The following is a 13778-nucleotide window of genomic DNA, read 5'->3' on the forward strand; positions in this document are numbered from 1 at the left end:
CCCTCTCCTCTCCCTGCGCCCGCTCGAAAGGCAGGTGACATCCCCATGACCACCACAGCCCCGTCCCACGCCACGGCCGCTTCCCGCGGCGCCGCCCGCTCCGGACGCGCGGTCGCGCATGGCTCCCGCAAGGCCGCCCGCTGCCGTCAACTCGCCGCGGTCGGCGTCCTGATGACGCCGTTCTTCCTCCTCCTGCTGACGGTCTTCCTGATCCCCGTCGGGACCGCCGTATGGCTGAGTTTCTTCAGCGACGACCAGCCTGGGCTCGGCTTCGGCCCCGAGCGCACCGTCTTCGTCGGGCTCCGCAGCTACGCCGCCGTGCTGACCGACCCGACCTTCCTGTCGGGGCTCGGCACGGTCGCCCTGTACTGCCTGATCTACATCCCGCTGATGGTGATCGGCGCCCTCGCGCTGGCCCTGCTGCTCGACTCCGGTGCGGTCCGTCTGAGGTCCTGGGCGCAGCTCGGACTGTTCCTGCCGCACGCCGTGCCGGGGATCATCGCCGCCCTCATCTGGCTGTATCTCTACACCCCCGGCATCAGCCCGGTGATCGAACTGCTGGGCAAGGCCGACATCACGATCGACTTCCTCGGCGTGCACACCGTGCTGCCGTCCATCGTGAACATCGCGCTGTGGAGCAACCTCGGCTACAACATGGTGATCTTCTACGCCGCGTTGCAGGCCGTCCCCCGCGAGGTCATCGAGGCATCGGTGGTCGACGGCGCCGGGCCGGTCCGTACGGCGCTGCTGGTGAAGACGCCGCTGGTGCGCTCGTCGATCGTGATGGTCGCGATGTTCACCCTCATCTGGGCGCTGCAGCTGTTCACCGAGCCGATGCTGCTGAGCCAGTCCTCACCGATGATCAACTCACGGTTCTCGCCGAGCATGTACATCTACGATGCCGCGTTCACCCGCAACAACTACAGCCTGGCCGCGGCCGCCTCCGTCGTACTGCTGATCTGCACGATCGCCCTCTCCTACGGGGTCACCCGCTGGACCAACCGCACCAACTCGACCGGGGAGGACGCCCGATGAGCGCATCCCACACCACCGCGCTGCGTCCCGGCCTGCTGGGCCGCTCCACCGTCAACGTCGTGGTCGCCCTCTCCGTCCTCTACACGCTCCTGCCGGTCCTCTGGCTGGTGCTGGCAGCCGCCAAGAACCGGGACGCGCTCTTCGGCAGCGACCTGCTGTCGCTCGGCGACTTCTCCTTCGTGCAGAATCTGCGCGACCTGTTCGCCATGGACGGCGGTCTGTACGGACGCTGGTACGTCAACAGCCTGCTGTACGCCGTCGTCGGCGCCGCGGTCGGCGCGCTGGTGAGTGTGGCCTGCGGCTACGCCTTCGACAAGTACCGCTTCCGGCACAAGGAGAAGCTGTTCGGGCTGGTCCTCGCCGCGGTGATGGTGCCGCAGACCGTGCTGGCGCTCCCGCTCTATCTGATGGCCTCGGGCGCCGGCCTGGTGAACACCTTCTGGGCGGTCTTCATCCCCGTTCTGTTCAACCCGTTCGGCGTCTACCTCGGGCGGATCTTCAGCCAGGGCTACGTACCGGACGAGGTCCTGGAGGCCGCGCGCGTCGACGGCGCGGGCGAACTGACGACCTACCTGCGGGTCTCACTGCGGATGCTGGGGCCCGGACTGGTCACCGTCTTCCTCTGCCAGCTCACCGCCATCTGGAACAACTTCTTCCTGCCGATGGTGATGCTCTCCGACCAGGAGCTCTATCCGGTGAGCCTGGGCCTCTACCAGTGGAACAGCTCGGCCACCGTCTCGCCCGAGTACTACCCGGTCGTCATCATGGGCTCGCTGCTCGCGATCGTGCCGCTGATCCTCGCCTTCGCCCTGCTGCAGCGGTTCTGGCGGTCGGGGCTCACGGCGGGGTCCGTCAAATAGCCGCACTGGGACCGTGGTTCCACATGCGCCGACCGTCCACAGCACTCCCGCGGTTCCAGGAGACGGCAGTTCCAAGAGACACAGCACTTCCAGGGGAACGGAGTTCCAGGAGACAGATGCCCAACGCAGCAGCCAGCACCCATGCCCGGTCTCGTCCGCGTGCCGCCCTCGCCATGTCGCGGGACGCCGCGGCGGCCGTCCTCGATCCGCCGTCCCTGGCCGCGCTCGGCGAGGTGTGCGACCTCGCTCCGCTGCCCGTACTCGACGACTTCACCACCGAGCGCGCCCGTACCGTCCTCGCGGACGTCGAGCTCCTCGTCACCGGCTGGGGCTGCCCGCGCCTCGACAAGGCCGTACTCGATGCCGCGCCCCGGCTGCGTGCCGTCGTACACACCGCCGGTTCGGTCCGACCGCACATCACCGATGCCTGCTGGGAGCGCGGCATCGAGGTGTCGTCGGCGGCCTCTGCCAACGCTCTCCCGGTGGCCGAGTACACGGTCGCGATGATCCTGCTGGCCGGAAAGCGCGTTCTGGAGCGGGCCCGCGACTTCCGCTCGAACCGGCGGCGCGACAACTGGCTGCACACGCCCGCCAGCGTGGGCAACTACCAGCGCACCGTCGGCATCCTCTCCGCCTCGCTCGTCGGCCGCCGCGTGATCGACCTGCTCCGCCCGTACGATCTGCGGATCCTGCTGCACGACCCGTACGTCCCCGACGACGAGGTGACCGCACTGGGTGCCCGCCCGGTCGGACTGGACGAACTCTTCGCCCAGTCCGACATCCTGAGCGTCCACACCCCGCTGCTGCCCTCCACCCGAGGGCTCGTCAGCCGCGAACTGCTCACGGCCATGCGCCCGGACAGCATGCTCATCAACACCGCGCGCGGCGCCGTCGTGGACCAGGACGCGCTCACGGATCTCCTGCTGGAGGGCAGGATCCGTGCTGTTCTTGACGTCACGGATCCCGAGGTGCTGCCGCCCGGCCATCCGCTGTGGGACTGCGACAACGCCCTCCTCACCCCGCATCTCGCCGGCTCCCAGGGCAACGAGTGGCGGCGGCTCGCCGAGCTGGCCGTCGGCGAGGCGGGCCGCTGGGCCGCGGGCGACGGCTTCGCCCATCCCGTACGACGCGAAAGGCTGGCATTCCTGGCATGAGCTCGCCGCTGCAACTCCCCGAAGACGACCGTGAACTGAGCCCGTACACCGGCTACACCCGGGCCCACTGGGAAGCCGCGGCCGACGGACTGCTGCGCGCCGCATGGCGGTGGGCCACGCCCGGCGGCGCCCTGCTCGACCTGCCGGGGAGGCCGTCACGGTCGGGTGTGCGGTCGGACGGCCTGGAGGGCTACGCCCGCACGTTCCTCGCCGCCGCGTTCCGCGTGGCAGGCGCGGACGGCAAGGACCCGCACGGGTGGCTCGACCGGTACGCGGACGGCATCGCCGCGGGAACGCGCACCCCCGGCCGTGACGACGCCGAGTCCTGGCCGCTCATCCTCGACCACGATGTGCAGGGCCAGCCGATGGTCGAGTCCGCTTCCGTGGCCCTCGGGCTGCGGCTCACCCGGCCGTGGCTGTGGGACCGGCTGGAGCCGGACGTGCAGGACCGGGCCGAGGAGTGGCTGCGCGGCGCGATCCGCCATGTCCCCGCGCCGAACAACTGGTACCTGTTCCCCTTCACCGTGGCCGGTTTCCTGGAGTCGGTCGGGCGCGGCGACGCGGAGACGGCCCGCGCCCACGAGCGGGCCCTGGACCTGATGGAGAGCTGGTACCGCGGCAACGGCTGGTACGCCGACGGCGACGGCCGCGCCTTCGACCACTACAACGGCTGGGCTCTGCACCTCTATCCCGTGCTCCACGCGCACCTGGCGCAGGACACGGATATGTCGGTGCTCTACGGTGCCCGGCTGCGCGAGCACTTGGAGGGTTTCGGGCTGTTCTTCGGCGCCGACGGCGCCCCGCTCCACTACGGACGCTCGCTGTCGTACCGCTTCGCCGCGGGTGCGGCGGTGGGCCTGGGCGCGGTCACGGGCCATACCCCGCTCACACCGGGGGCGTCGCGGCGGCTGCTGAGCGGATCTCTGCGCTACTTCCTCGACCGCGGGGCGGTCGACGAGGACGGCCTGCTCACGCTGGGCTGGCACGGCCCGCACGAGGCGACGCTGCAGACCTATTCGGGCCCCTCGTCGCCGTATTGGGCGTCGAAGGCCTTCGTGTCGCTGCTCGCCCCCGCGGACCATCCGCTGTGGACGGCGACCGAAGAGAGCGCTCCCAGCGAGGACGCCGACCGCGTACTGGCGCTTCCGGCTCCCGGCCTGCTCGTGCAGAGCACCCGCGCGGACGGGATCGTGCGACTGCACAACCACGGCAGCGACCATGTCCGCCCGCACGAGGGTGAGTCGGCTGCCGCGGACGATCCGCACTACGGCCGCCAGGCGTACTCGACACGGACCGGGCCCACGGCGACCGCCAACGTCCACGACAACCACCTCTCCGTGGAGGTCGCCGGGGTCCGCAGCGTGCGCCGCCGCATCCGGCCGCTGGGCGCGGGGCACGGCGACGGCTGGGGCTGGGCGGCCTCCTGGCACCTTCCGGTGTTCGTCTCGGGCCCGCCTATGGTGCCGGGGTTGCGGGTGGAGAGCGTCACGGTGGTGCGGGGACGGTACGAATTGCGGGTGCACCGCGTGATCGGCGCCCCTGCCGGAGCCCACGTCACGCAGACGGGTTGGGCGACCGGGCCCGAGGAGCCCCTCGTGTCCGCGCTCCACCCGCTGTACGGCTGGACCGACCACGACGAGGTCCGCGCGCCGCAGGGCACGGCCTTCACCCGCTGGGCGCACGTTCCGCGCCTCACGGCCGGTGCGGACGGTACGGGGCTGTACGCCGCCCTGGCCACGCTCTCGGCGGAGCCCGATCCGGCGCCGTTGTCCGCCGCCGTGACCGTGGTGGTGGTCGAGTCGGACCGGATCGAGGTGCGGTGGGCGGAGGACGGGTCCCTCACCCGGGTCGGCTTCGATCCGCTGGAGGTCGACCAGAGGGAGGCCTAGTTTTCGGGAGGCCTGGCCTTCGGGTGGCATGGCGGCGCAGCGGCGCGGCAGGCGGGGCGTGGGTCCGGGCAACTCGCCTTGCCCGGGCATGGTTGGGCATACGTGCTACCCGGAGCCGGCGCGGGTTGAGGGGTCGGCGCTGTCGTCGCTCGCGGCTCCCGAGCTGCGGTCGGCTGCGGCCCCGGGGCTGCGGTCGGCTCCGTACCCCGGGCCGCGGTCGGCTCCGAACCCCGGGCCGCGGTCGGCTCCGCCCCCGAGGGCCGCGGTCGGATCCGTACCCCGGGCTGCGGTCGGCTCCGAACCCCGGGCTGCGGTCAGCTACGTCCCCCGGGCCACGGTCGGCTCGTGCCCCGGGGCTGCCGTCGGATGCGACCCGCCGTCGGCCGCAGCCCCCGAGCCGCCGTCGGCTCCGACAGCCGAGGTGCGGTCAGCTCCGACCCCCGAGGCGCCGACGGCCCCAGCCCCCAAGCCGCCGTCAGCCGCAGTCCCCAAGCCGCCGTCGGCCGCGGCCCTGGAGCTGCGATCGGCCGCGGCCCGGAGTTCGTCGCGGACCCGTACGGCGTCCCGGTCCTCGCCGTCCGCGCTGCCGTACAAGCGGGGCCGCGGGTGGGGCCGGCGGCGGTGGCTGGGCTCCAGACCGCAGACGAGGAGCGCCAGCAGGGCCAGGGCGATGAGTGCGGCGGTCATGACGGCCGCCCCGCTCCCGGGTTCACGGCGACGGCCTTGAAGAACGTGTAGAGGAACGTACCCCCGTCGGCCGCGGTCCGGTGCAGGTCGGCGATGCCGCGGTCCCAGTCGGCCCGGTTGGTGAGGCCCGCGGCGAGTGCCTCGTCACGGACGGATTCGACCATCGCGATGAAGGTGTTCCGGGTGAAGCCGTCGACCAGCGTGGGCCAGGTCTCATCGGCGTACATCGTCCGCGGGCCGACGACCACGTCCGTGTAGCCGGCGCCGGTCAGCAGCGGCTGGAGCTGCCGGCCCAGCAGCGCGTTACCGCCTGCGGCGGACTGCAGGCGCACCTGGTGGCCGATCACCGCGTGGGCGTAGGAGCTGTCGGGGTGGAAGAGGGCGGAGCCGTGGTCGCCCTCGATCACGGTGACGGTGCCGCCCGGGCGCAGTACGCGCCGGAGCCCGGCCAGTGCCCGCGCCGGGTCCGGCAGGTGTTCCAGGACGAAGCACACGAAGACGTGGTCGAACTCCGCGTCGGCGAACGGCAGGTCGTGCAGGTCCGCGCGCACCCAGTCCACCCGCGCCCACGGGGCCCGGGCCGCCACGCGAGCGCGCGCCTGTGCGAGCGAGGCGTCGGAGACGTCCACCGCGACGAAGTGCGCGCCTGGGCTGCCCGTCGCCAGGTGCACCGTCTGGGCGCCCGTGCCGCAGCCGACCTCGAGCACCCGGCTGCCCGCCGGATAGGTGGTGCCGGCATGCAGCAACTGCGCCAGCGTGTCCGCCTGGTCGCCCAGGCGGCGCGTCTCGTGCGCCGAGTAACCGTGCACGTAACCGACTGTGGTCATCGTCTGCCCCCGCTTTTCCTCATCGCGGCCGCCGGCAGGCCGTCGCGTTCCCGGCCGTCGCGTGCCCGGCCGTCCAACAGCCCCGGAGTGCTGCGCCGTTGTGTTCATGCCTTCACCCTGCTGCCACAATGGCTCTGTGGACAGGTCCAAAGATGACGCTCCCAACAGGTCCAAAACGCCGGGGTCCGACTTCCTGCAGCTGAACATCGACGACGCTCCGGCGGGCGGGCGCGCCGAGTGGCTGGCCGGGCAGTTGCGGCGCGCCATCGCGGACGGCCGTCTGCCGCTCGGCAGCAGGCTGCCGGCGACCCGGGTTCTGGCCGGTGATCTGCGGGTCTCTCGAGGAGTGGTCACCGAGGCGTACCAGAGGCTGATCGAGGACGGGCACGTCGCCGGTCACGGCCGCAACGGAACGATCGTGGTGGCCGCCCCCGTTGGGACGACGGTCGCCCCGCCGGCCCCGGCCCCCGCAGCTCCCCCGGCACCGGGCACCCCGTTCGCCGCCGCGCCCGGCCCCGACGTGTTCGAGACACTGCGCGCGATGCCCGCCAGGATCGACCTGTCACCCGGTGTCCCGGACCTCACCGCGTTCCCGCGGGCGGCGTGGCTGCGCGCCGAACGCACCGTCCTGAGGGAACTGTCGGCGTCGGACTTCGGATACGGCGACCCTCGCGGCACACCGGCGCTGCGACTCGCCGTCGCCAACTGGCTCGCCCGTAACCGCGGCATCAAGGCCGACCCCGGTGACGTGCTGATCGTCGCCGGCACGGCCCAGGCGTTCGGGCTTGTCGCGCGGGTGCTCGGTCGCGACGGCATCGAGGCCGTGGCGGTGGAGGATCCGGGCTCCCTCGGCGCCCGCCAGCAGCTGGGCAGCGAGGGGCTGCGCACTCCACCGGTACGGGTGGACTCCGCGGGCGTCCGCGTCGACGAACTCCGCGCCACGGGCGTACGCGCCGTTCTGCTGACCCCGGCCCACCAGTTCCCGACCGGGGTGGTGCTCACCGGCGAACGGCGGCGCGAACTGATGGACTGGGCGCGGGCGGGCGGCCTCGTCCTCGAGGACGACTACGACTCCGAGCACCGCTACGACCGTCCTCCGGTCGCCGCACTGCAGCCCATGCTCCCCGAGCACGTCTGCTACGCCGGCAGCGTTTCCAAACTCCTCGCGCCGGCCCTGCGTACGGGATGGGTGGTCGCGCCGGCCCGGTACCGGGAGGCCCTCGTGAGCGCCAAGCGCTTCACGGACCTCGGCAATGCCGCACTGCCGCAGCTGGTCCTGGCGCGGCTGATGGAGTCGGGCGAGCTGGAGAGCCATCTCCGCCTGCTGCGCAAGCGCCACCGCCGGCGCCGCGACGCGATGATCGAGGCGATCGGGAGGCACCTTCCGCGGGCGGTGGTGCACGGCGCCGCGGCGGGCCTGCACCTGACGGTCACGTTCGACGCCGAGTTCGACGACACCGATCTGGCGACGGCGTCGCTCGCGCGGGGCGTGAAGGTGCAACCGCTCTCATGGCACACGCAACTCCCCCATCGACCCGGACTCGTCCTCGGGTATGCCGCCACCACGACGACCCTCATCGGCGAGGGTGTGGCGGCCATCGGAGACGGCCTGCGCAGCGTGGCCCGATCCGGTCCTCGTATGCAGGCATGACCGGCCGGTCACCGGGCACCCGATGACGAGCCCCCGCCGCGTTCCCCCGTCGCGGTGGGGCCTTCCTCCGTCCCGGCCGGCAACCCATCGGCAGACGCCCTCACGAGGTGCCGTGGAAGCGGCGCTGCAGTGCCCGTACCTCCTCCGCGAGGTCCGGAACCGGGCCTTCCACCATCACGCCAGGGGCGATGTCCTGGATCGGCAGCGGCCGCACAGGAGGTGCGGGGACCCCCAATTCGGCGAGCCACGAAACGAGCTGCTCGGACGAACTGACGTACACGATGCGGCCCAGCCCCACCCAGGCATGCGCGGCGGCGCACATCGGGCAGTGCTCTCCGGAGGTGTAGACGGTGGCGGCCGCCCGTTCCTCCGGGGTCATGTGCGTCGCCGCCCAACGAGCGAGCTCGAACTCGGGATGCCGCGTGCGGTCGCCCGACGCCACCCGGTTGTGGTCCTCGCCGAGCACGGTCCCGTCCCCGCCGACCAGCACGGAACCGAAGGGTTCGTCACCCTCCTCCAGCGCCTCGGCCGCCAGCTCCACACAGCGGCGCAGGTGCCGCAACTCGCCATCCGTCACCATCACGGCCTCCCCTGGATGTGATCGTCAGAGCATCGTGGATCCCGGCCGCAACCGGGCGCGGGGCCTCGGCCGCGGCAGGTGCGCGACGGCAGCTGTCCGTTGCTCTGCCTGGGAGTCGCAGCACCAGGATGCGCAACACCAGGAAAGGCAGGGAGTGGCTGCGTCGCGCCCCCTGGCCGATCATCGCATCATGAGCAATCGAGCCCCACTTGACGCCAAGAGCACGAAGGACACACAGGGCGAGCAGAGCGCAAAAAGCAGAGTGACACCCCTCCGCTCGCTCAACGGGCGGCTCCACACACCCCTGGGCGACAGCCGCCGCTCCCCGCAGCCCGCGGCGGAGTAGACCCGGGCTGTCGGCGACAGCGGAACGGTGGGCGGGCACGCGGACCCGGGGGCGGCGTGCCATGCGTCCCCGAGCTCCATGGGCGCCTGGGCGTGGGTGAGGGGCGGCGCCCATGGGCCGGGCCTCGTACTCCTGAGGACTTCCCTTCGGAGCGGTGTTTCAGGCGCAAAGGTTGAGGCGCGAACTCTCCCACAAGTGGTATGGCGTCGGTATGGTGTCGATATGGCGAAGAAGAAGGTGACCATCACCATCGACAGCGACCGCCTCGCCGCGATCGAGGAAATCGCCGGCAAGGGGCAGGTCTCGGGCTGGATCGACGAGGCCGTGAAGGCGAAGCTCGAGCAGGCCGAGCGTGCTCAGCGTGCCATCGACTGGTTCGCCGGGCGCGCCCGCACCGAGCATCCCGGCCAGTGGGACACGGCCCTGGAGGCCGTGCGTGAGGCCGATGCCCGCCGCGGCTACCCTGCCGCCCAGGGGCAGAGCGCCGCGTGAGCACGGGATACGTTCTCGACCACACCGCGGTCAGCGCCCTCGCGCACGGCAGCATCTACATGGCCGCGCGCGTCCACCACTCCGCGGAGATCGCCCAGCCGCTGTATGTGCCGGCCGGATCCTTCGCCCAGGGACTTGCCGAGAGCGCTCTCGGCGAGGTCGCCCAGATGCTGCAGGACGCTCTCGCCTCGCCCTGCTTCATCTTCCGTCCCCTCGACGAGCCGTCCTGCTGGGCCGTCGCCCAGATCGCCCGCGAACGCGCCACGGACCTGCCGACCGCCCACGCCGCCCACCTCGCTCTCGGCCTCGGCCTGCCCGTACTGACCCGGACCCCCGCCGCGTACAAGCAGATAGACGCCCGGATCGACACCGAGAACATCGAGTAGTGCGGGCGGAAGCGAGCACCGTGACCAGCGCCGCCGCCCCGCCGGTCATGTGACGTCGGCTGTCGCTGCTGTCTCGTTCGACGAGCCGAGCACGGTCACCGTCGTGTGCAGCGCGGCGCAGTACGCCTCGTCGGGGTCGAGCCGGCGCAGCTCCTCCGCGATCAGTTCGGCGGTGGTACGCACCTTCAGTGCCAGGACGCGGCTCGGCTGACCGGGGATGGACAGCCGGGCCACGGGACCTGCCGGCCGGTCGATGTGGATCTCACCGTCGGCGGTCCTCAGCCGTACCGCGGTGATGACGGGGCCGTCGGTGACGACCTTCTCGACCGGTACGCCGAGCCGGTTCGCGAACCAGCGGGCCAGCAGTTCGGCGCTCGGGTTCTCCGCCTCGCTCTCCACCACGGCGGAGGTGATCTCCGATCGCGACTGGTCGAGGGCTGCGGCGAGCATGGAGCGCCACGGTGTGAGCCTGGTCCATGCCAGGTCGGTGTCCCCGGGCGAGTAGCCCGCGGCGCGCGCCTCCAGTTCCTGGAGCGGCCGCTCGACGGCGTATGCGTCTGTGATGCGCCGCTGCGCGAGCGCGCCGAGCGGATCCTTGGCGGGCACGGCCGGGGCGTCGACGGGCCACCACACGACCACGGGCGCGTCGGGCAGCAGCAGGGGCAGCACCACCGAGTCCGCGCGGTCGGTCAGCTCGCCGTGCAGGCGCAGCACGACAGTCTCGCCGGCGCCCGCGTCTGTGCCGACCCGCACGTCGGCGTCCAGGCGCGTGCCGTGGCGGTCGCGTGGGGAGCGGACGTGGCGCTTGATGACGACGAGGGTGCGCGAGGGGTGCTCGCGGGACGCGTCGGTGGCAGCCTTCAGAGCGTCGTAGGCGTTCTCCTCGTCCGTGACGATGACGAGGGTGAGCACCATGCCCACGGCCGGCGTGCCGATGGCGCGGCGGGCCTCGATGAGCGCCTTGTTGATCTTGCTTGCGTTGGTGTTCGTGAGGTCGGTCTTCATGGCCGGCGCCAGCTCCGTCCGTCTCGTGCGAGCATCTCGTCCGCTTCCTCGGGTCCCCATGTGCCCGCCGGATACTGTGCCGGTGTGCCGTGCCTGCGCCAGTACTCCTCGATCGGGTCGAGGATCCTCCACGACTCCTCGACCTCCTCCGTACGCGGGAAGAGGTTGGCGTCGCCGAGCAGGACGTCGAGGATCAGCCGTTCGTAGGCCTCCGGGCTGGACTCCGTGAAGGACTCGCCGTATGCGAAGTCCATCGTCACGTCGCGGAGCTCCATCGAGGTGCCGGGCACCTTGGAGCCGAACCGCACGGTCACGCCCTCGTCCGGCTGCACGCGGATGACCAGCGCGTTCTGCCCGAGCTCCGCGGTGGCGGAGGAGTCGAAGGGCGAATGCGGGGCGCGCTGGAAGACGACGGCGATCTCGGTGACGCGGCGGCCGAGGCGCTTGCCGGTGCGGAGGTAGAACGGCACCCCGGCCCAGCGGCGGTTGTTGACCTCCAGCTTGATCGCCGCGTAGGTGTCGGTCTTCGACTGCTGGTCGATGCCGTCCTCCTGCAGATAGCCGATGACCTTCTCACCGCCCTGCCAGCCGGCTGAGTACTGGGCGCGCACGGTGGACGCGCCCAGGTCCTCCGGGAGATCCACGGCCTTGAAGACCTTCAGTTTCTCGGTGACCAGCGAGGGGGCGTCGAAGCCCGACGGCTCCTCCATCGCCGTCAGGGCGAGGAGCTGGAGCAGGTGGTTCTGGATGACGTCGCGGGCGGCACCGATGCCGTCGTAGTATCCGGCACGGCCGCCGATCCCGATGTCCTCGGCCATCGTGATCTGCACATGGTCGACGAAGGACCGGTTCCAGATCGGCTCGAACATCGTGTTGGCGAAGCGCACCGCCAGAATGTTCTGGACGGTCTCCTTGCCCAGGTAGTGGTCGATCCGGAACACCTCGTCGGGCGCGAACACCTCGTGCACGATCGCGTTGAGGTCCTTGGCGGAGGCCAGATCGTGCCCGAACGGCTTCTCGATCACCGCCCGGCGCCAGGATCCCGCGGGAGCGTCCGACAGCCCGTGCTGCTTCAGCTGCTCGACGACCGTGGGGAAGAACTTCGGCGGTACGGAGAGGTAGAAGGCGAAGTTGCCGCCCGTCCCCTGCGCCTTGTCCAGCTCCTCGATCGTGGCCCGCAGCCGTTCGAAGGCGGTGTCGTCGGCGAAATCGCCGGGAATGAAGCGCATCCCTTCGGCCAGTTGCTGCCACACCTCCTCACGGAAAGGGGTGCGAGAGTGCTGCTCGACCGCGTCGTGCACGACCTGGGCGAAGTCCTCGTCGGCCCAGTCGCGGCGGGCGAAGCCGACGAGAGAGAAGCCCGGGGGCAGCAGTCCCCGATTGGCCAGGTCGTAGATGGCGGGCATCAGCTTCTTCCGGGACAGATCGCCCGTGACACCGAAGATCACGAGGCCGGACGGCCCCGCGATGCGCGGGAGCCGCCGGTCCAGCGGATCGCGCAGAGGGTTCTCCCAGCCGCTGGTCTCTGACATGAGGTCAGGCCTCCTTCGGGCGAGATGTTCGAGTGCCCTGGCCGCCGCTGCCGTGGGCTCCTGCCGGTCGTGGTGGGGCGGGCTGCCGCGGCCCCCGGGTGCGTCGGCCGTCGAGGCAGGCGCTCCTGACTTCCAGGTTGCGCTCCGGCGGGAGATTCCGCGTCACGTTCACGCTGTTACCCTCGCCGATCGTCTCGGGGATCGCCTGCGGACCCACTCCGGAGGGGGTGCCAGCCGTCCAGCCGGCCGGGTCGACCGCGCGACTCGGGCCGGTCGGGCTGGTCTGCCGAGGCCACTCGCAGGGCCCAGGGCCCGCCACGGACTCCCCGTGGCCTCCGGCGCATGCGCAACGCATTCGCTGGTCAGGCGTTTCCGCGTGTCCCCACGAGGGGCCGGCCTGTCCTCCATGCGGGGCCCATCCTCTGCTCGATCTTGTGACCGGTCGGGCGGATCTCAGCTGCCTGGACTTCCGGACAGGCGAACCACGGACGACACAGGACTGTTCCCGGTGCCACGCGGCCTCACGCGCCCCCGATCAGCGGATCTGCCGTACCCCGGGACGGCCCCCGTGTCATGCCGTGCTCCCGGAGCGGCAGGCCGCCACATAGCGCCGGGCGCGATGGCGCAGTGCCCCGAGATCGCCGCCGTCGGGGGCGTCACCGACAAGGGGCCGGCCAACGCCCACGGCGACGGCTCCGGCGGTGAAGTACTCCTCTGCGGCACCGACGTCGACTCCGCCGGCCGGGACGAAGGGGACGTCGGGCAGCGGTTCGCGCAGGGCGGCGAGGTAGTGGGGACCGCCGAGAGATGCGGGGAACAGCTGCACGGCGCCGGCGCCCAGCCGGATCGCGTGGACGGTCTCCGTCGGGGTCAGCGCCCCCGCGAGTACCGGCACTCCGGCCAGCGCGGACGCCGCGACCGCCTCGGTGACGGCCGGGGTGACCACCCAGCCCGCACCGGCGTCCTGGGCACGGCGTACGTCGTCCGCCGTGAGCACGGCGCCCGCGCCGATCACGATGTCGGGGCCCAGGCGGGCAGCGGCACGTGCGATGACGTCCAGGGCGTCCGTGGTCTGGAGCGACACCTCGATGAGCGCCACACCCTCGTCGGCGAGGGCCAGCACGGTGTTGAGCGACGCCTCGGCGTCGCGGCCCCGCACGATCGCGACAAGACGTTCGACGACCAGGACCGAGCGGAAGCGGGCGGTGTCCATGACGCTCCGGGAGACGGCTGCGGGCGGGGCGGTGGTGCGCCAGGGCGGTTGTGGGGAGGCGGTGGTGGGCAGGGCGGTGGTGACCACGTCCGCGGTGCCGGACACCGGGCCGCGACCGGCC

14 protein-coding genes are annotated in these 13778 nt (G+C 71.7%); 8 read left to right on the forward strand and 6 right to left on the reverse strand.

The genetic code is table 11. The annotated features are described in order from the left end of the window. The first annotated feature begins 45 nt into the window (after window positions 1–45). The 4 genes from ACSMXV_RS03440 to ACSMXV_RS03455 all read left to right on the forward strand — a co-directional run bounded on the left by ACSMXV_RS03440 (window position 46) and on the right by ACSMXV_RS03455 (window position 4938). The gene (locus tag ACSMXV_RS03440) at window positions 46–1035 is read left to right on the forward strand and encodes a carbohydrate ABC transporter permease (RefSeq protein ID WP_473176213.1); all 990 of its coding nucleotides are present in this window, start codon (window positions 46–48) and stop codon (window positions 1033–1035) included. After that, a complete protein-coding gene (locus ACSMXV_RS03445; RefSeq protein ID WP_473176214.1) occupies window positions 1032–1895 on the forward strand; it encodes a carbohydrate ABC transporter permease in 864 nt (287 codons plus the stop codon). Before ACSMXV_RS03440 ends, ACSMXV_RS03445 begins: the two co-directional genes overlap by 4 nt. Window positions 1896–2011: 116 nt before the next feature. Further along, on the forward strand, window positions 2012–3049 hold the full coding sequence (locus ACSMXV_RS03450) for a hydroxyacid dehydrogenase (RefSeq protein WP_473176215.1): 1038 nt from the start codon (window positions 2012–2014) through the stop codon (window positions 3047–3049). Next, window positions 3046–4938 carry a DUF2264 domain-containing protein gene (locus ACSMXV_RS03455; protein WP_473176216.1) on the forward strand — a complete coding sequence of 631 codons (1893 nt, stop codon included), beginning with the start codon at window positions 3046–3048 and terminating at the stop codon, window positions 4936–4938. Before ACSMXV_RS03450 ends, ACSMXV_RS03455 begins: the two co-directional genes overlap by 4 nt. Window positions 4939–5256: 318 nt before the next feature. On the opposite strand, the gene ACSMXV_RS03460 is transcribed toward ACSMXV_RS03455, so the two are convergent. Both ACSMXV_RS03460 and ACSMXV_RS03465 read right to left on the reverse strand, forming a co-directional pair. Further along, on the reverse strand, window positions 5257–5625 hold the full coding sequence (locus ACSMXV_RS03460) for a hypothetical protein (protein WP_473176217.1): 369 nt from the start codon (window positions 5623–5625) through the stop codon (window positions 5257–5259). Next, window positions 5622–6452 (reverse strand): L-histidine N(alpha)-methyltransferase, encoded by an 831-nt coding sequence (locus ACSMXV_RS03465; protein ID WP_473176218.1) that lies wholly within the window; start codon window positions 6450–6452, stop codon window positions 5622–5624. Before ACSMXV_RS03465 ends, ACSMXV_RS03460 begins: the two co-directional genes overlap by 4 nt. A 136-nt stretch (window positions 6453–6588) precedes the next feature. Here ACSMXV_RS03465 and pdxR point away from each other — a divergent pair, with 136 nt between their 5' ends. Next, window positions 6589–8103, forward strand: a complete 1515-nt coding sequence (pdxR, locus tag ACSMXV_RS03470) for a MocR-like pyridoxine biosynthesis transcription factor PdxR (RefSeq protein ID WP_473176219.1) — start codon at window positions 6589–6591, stop codon at window positions 8101–8103. A gap of 100 nt (window positions 8104–8203) precedes the next feature. On the opposite strand, the gene ACSMXV_RS03475 is transcribed toward pdxR, so the two are convergent. Further along, window positions 8204–8686 (reverse strand): nucleoside deaminase, encoded by a 483-nt coding sequence (locus ACSMXV_RS03475; RefSeq protein ID WP_473176220.1) that lies wholly within the window; start codon window positions 8684–8686, stop codon window positions 8204–8206. 187 nt (window positions 8687–8873) lie between these two features. Here ACSMXV_RS03475 and ACSMXV_RS03480 point away from each other — a divergent pair, with 187 nt between their 5' ends. The 3 genes from ACSMXV_RS03480 to ACSMXV_RS03490 all read left to right on the forward strand — a co-directional run bounded on the left by ACSMXV_RS03480 (window position 8874) and on the right by ACSMXV_RS03490 (window position 9907). After that, complete coding sequence (locus tag ACSMXV_RS03480) at window positions 8874–9029, forward strand: hypothetical protein (protein WP_473176221.1); 156 nt, start codon at window positions 8874–8876, stop codon at window positions 9027–9029. A gap of 222 nt (window positions 9030–9251) precedes the next feature. Continuing rightward, window positions 9252–9521, forward strand: a complete 270-nt coding sequence (locus tag ACSMXV_RS03485; protein WP_181862832.1) for a hypothetical protein — start codon at window positions 9252–9254, stop codon at window positions 9519–9521. Beyond that, on the forward strand, window positions 9518–9907 hold the full coding sequence (locus ACSMXV_RS03490) for a hypothetical protein (RefSeq protein ID WP_473176222.1): 390 nt from the start codon (window positions 9518–9520) through the stop codon (window positions 9905–9907). The genes ACSMXV_RS03485 and ACSMXV_RS03490 overlap by 4 nt, the downstream gene beginning before the upstream one ends. A gap of 45 nt (window positions 9908–9952) precedes the next feature. Here ACSMXV_RS03490 and opcA read toward each other — a convergent pair whose 3' ends face one another. The 3 genes from opcA to ACSMXV_RS03505 form a co-directional block, all read right to left on the reverse strand. Further along, the gene (gene opcA / locus ACSMXV_RS03495) at window positions 9953–10912 is read right to left on the reverse strand and encodes a glucose-6-phosphate dehydrogenase assembly protein OpcA (RefSeq protein WP_181656977.1); all 960 of its coding nucleotides are present in this window, start codon (window positions 10910–10912) and stop codon (window positions 9953–9955) included. After that, on the reverse strand, window positions 10909–12444 hold the full coding sequence (zwf, locus tag ACSMXV_RS03500; protein ID WP_473176223.1) for a glucose-6-phosphate dehydrogenase: 1536 nt from the start codon (window positions 12442–12444) through the stop codon (window positions 10909–10911). The genes opcA and zwf overlap by 4 nt, the downstream gene beginning before the upstream one ends. Window positions 12445–13015: 571 nt before the next feature. Next, on the reverse strand, window positions 13016–13657 hold the full coding sequence (locus ACSMXV_RS03505) for a bifunctional 4-hydroxy-2-oxoglutarate aldolase/2-dehydro-3-deoxy-phosphogluconate aldolase (protein ID WP_473179225.1): 642 nt from the start codon (window positions 13655–13657) through the stop codon (window positions 13016–13018). Window positions 13658–13778: the final 121 nt, after the last annotated feature.

This window comes from Streptomyces sp. DSM 42067 (assembly GCF_055792885.1).

Bases quoted from the DNA above. Each gene is read 5' to 3' on its own strand.
- ACSMXV_RS03450 (WP_473176215.1), top strand. From the start codon at position 2,012: ATGCCCAACGCAGCAGCCAGCACCCATGCCCGGTCTCGTCCGCGTGCC.
- ACSMXV_RS03445 (WP_473176214.1), top strand. From the start codon at position 1,032: ATGAGCGCATCCCACACCACCGCGCTGCGTCCCGGCCTGCTGGGCCGC.
- ACSMXV_RS03465 (WP_473176218.1), bottom strand. From the start codon at position 6,452: ATGACCACAGTCGGTTACGTGCACGGTTACTCGGCGCACGAGACGCGC.
- ACSMXV_RS03485 (WP_181862832.1), top strand. From the start codon at position 9,252: ATGGCGAAGAAGAAGGTGACCATCACCATCGACAGCGACCGCCTCGCC.
- opcA (WP_181656977.1), bottom strand. From the start codon at position 10,912: ATGAAGACCGACCTCACGAACACCAACGCAAGCAAGATCAACAAGGCG.
- ACSMXV_RS03460 (WP_473176217.1), bottom strand. From the start codon at position 5,625: ATGACCGCCGCACTCATCGCCCTGGCCCTGCTGGCGCTCCTCGTCTGC.
- ACSMXV_RS03440 (WP_473176213.1), top strand. From the start codon at position 46: ATGACCACCACAGCCCCGTCCCACGCCACGGCCGCTTCCCGCGGCGCC.
- ACSMXV_RS03455 (WP_473176216.1), top strand. From the start codon at position 3,046: ATGAGCTCGCCGCTGCAACTCCCCGAAGACGACCGTGAACTGAGCCCG.
- ACSMXV_RS03505 (WP_473179225.1), bottom strand. From the start codon at position 13,657: ATGGACACCGCCCGCTTCCGCTCGGTCCTGGTCGTCGAACGTCTTGTC.
- zwf (WP_473176223.1), bottom strand. From the start codon at position 12,444: ATGTCAGAGACCAGCGGCTGGGAGAACCCTCTGCGCGATCCGCTGGAC.
- ACSMXV_RS03480 (WP_473176221.1), top strand. From the start codon at position 8,874: ATGAGCAATCGAGCCCCACTTGACGCCAAGAGCACGAAGGACACACAG.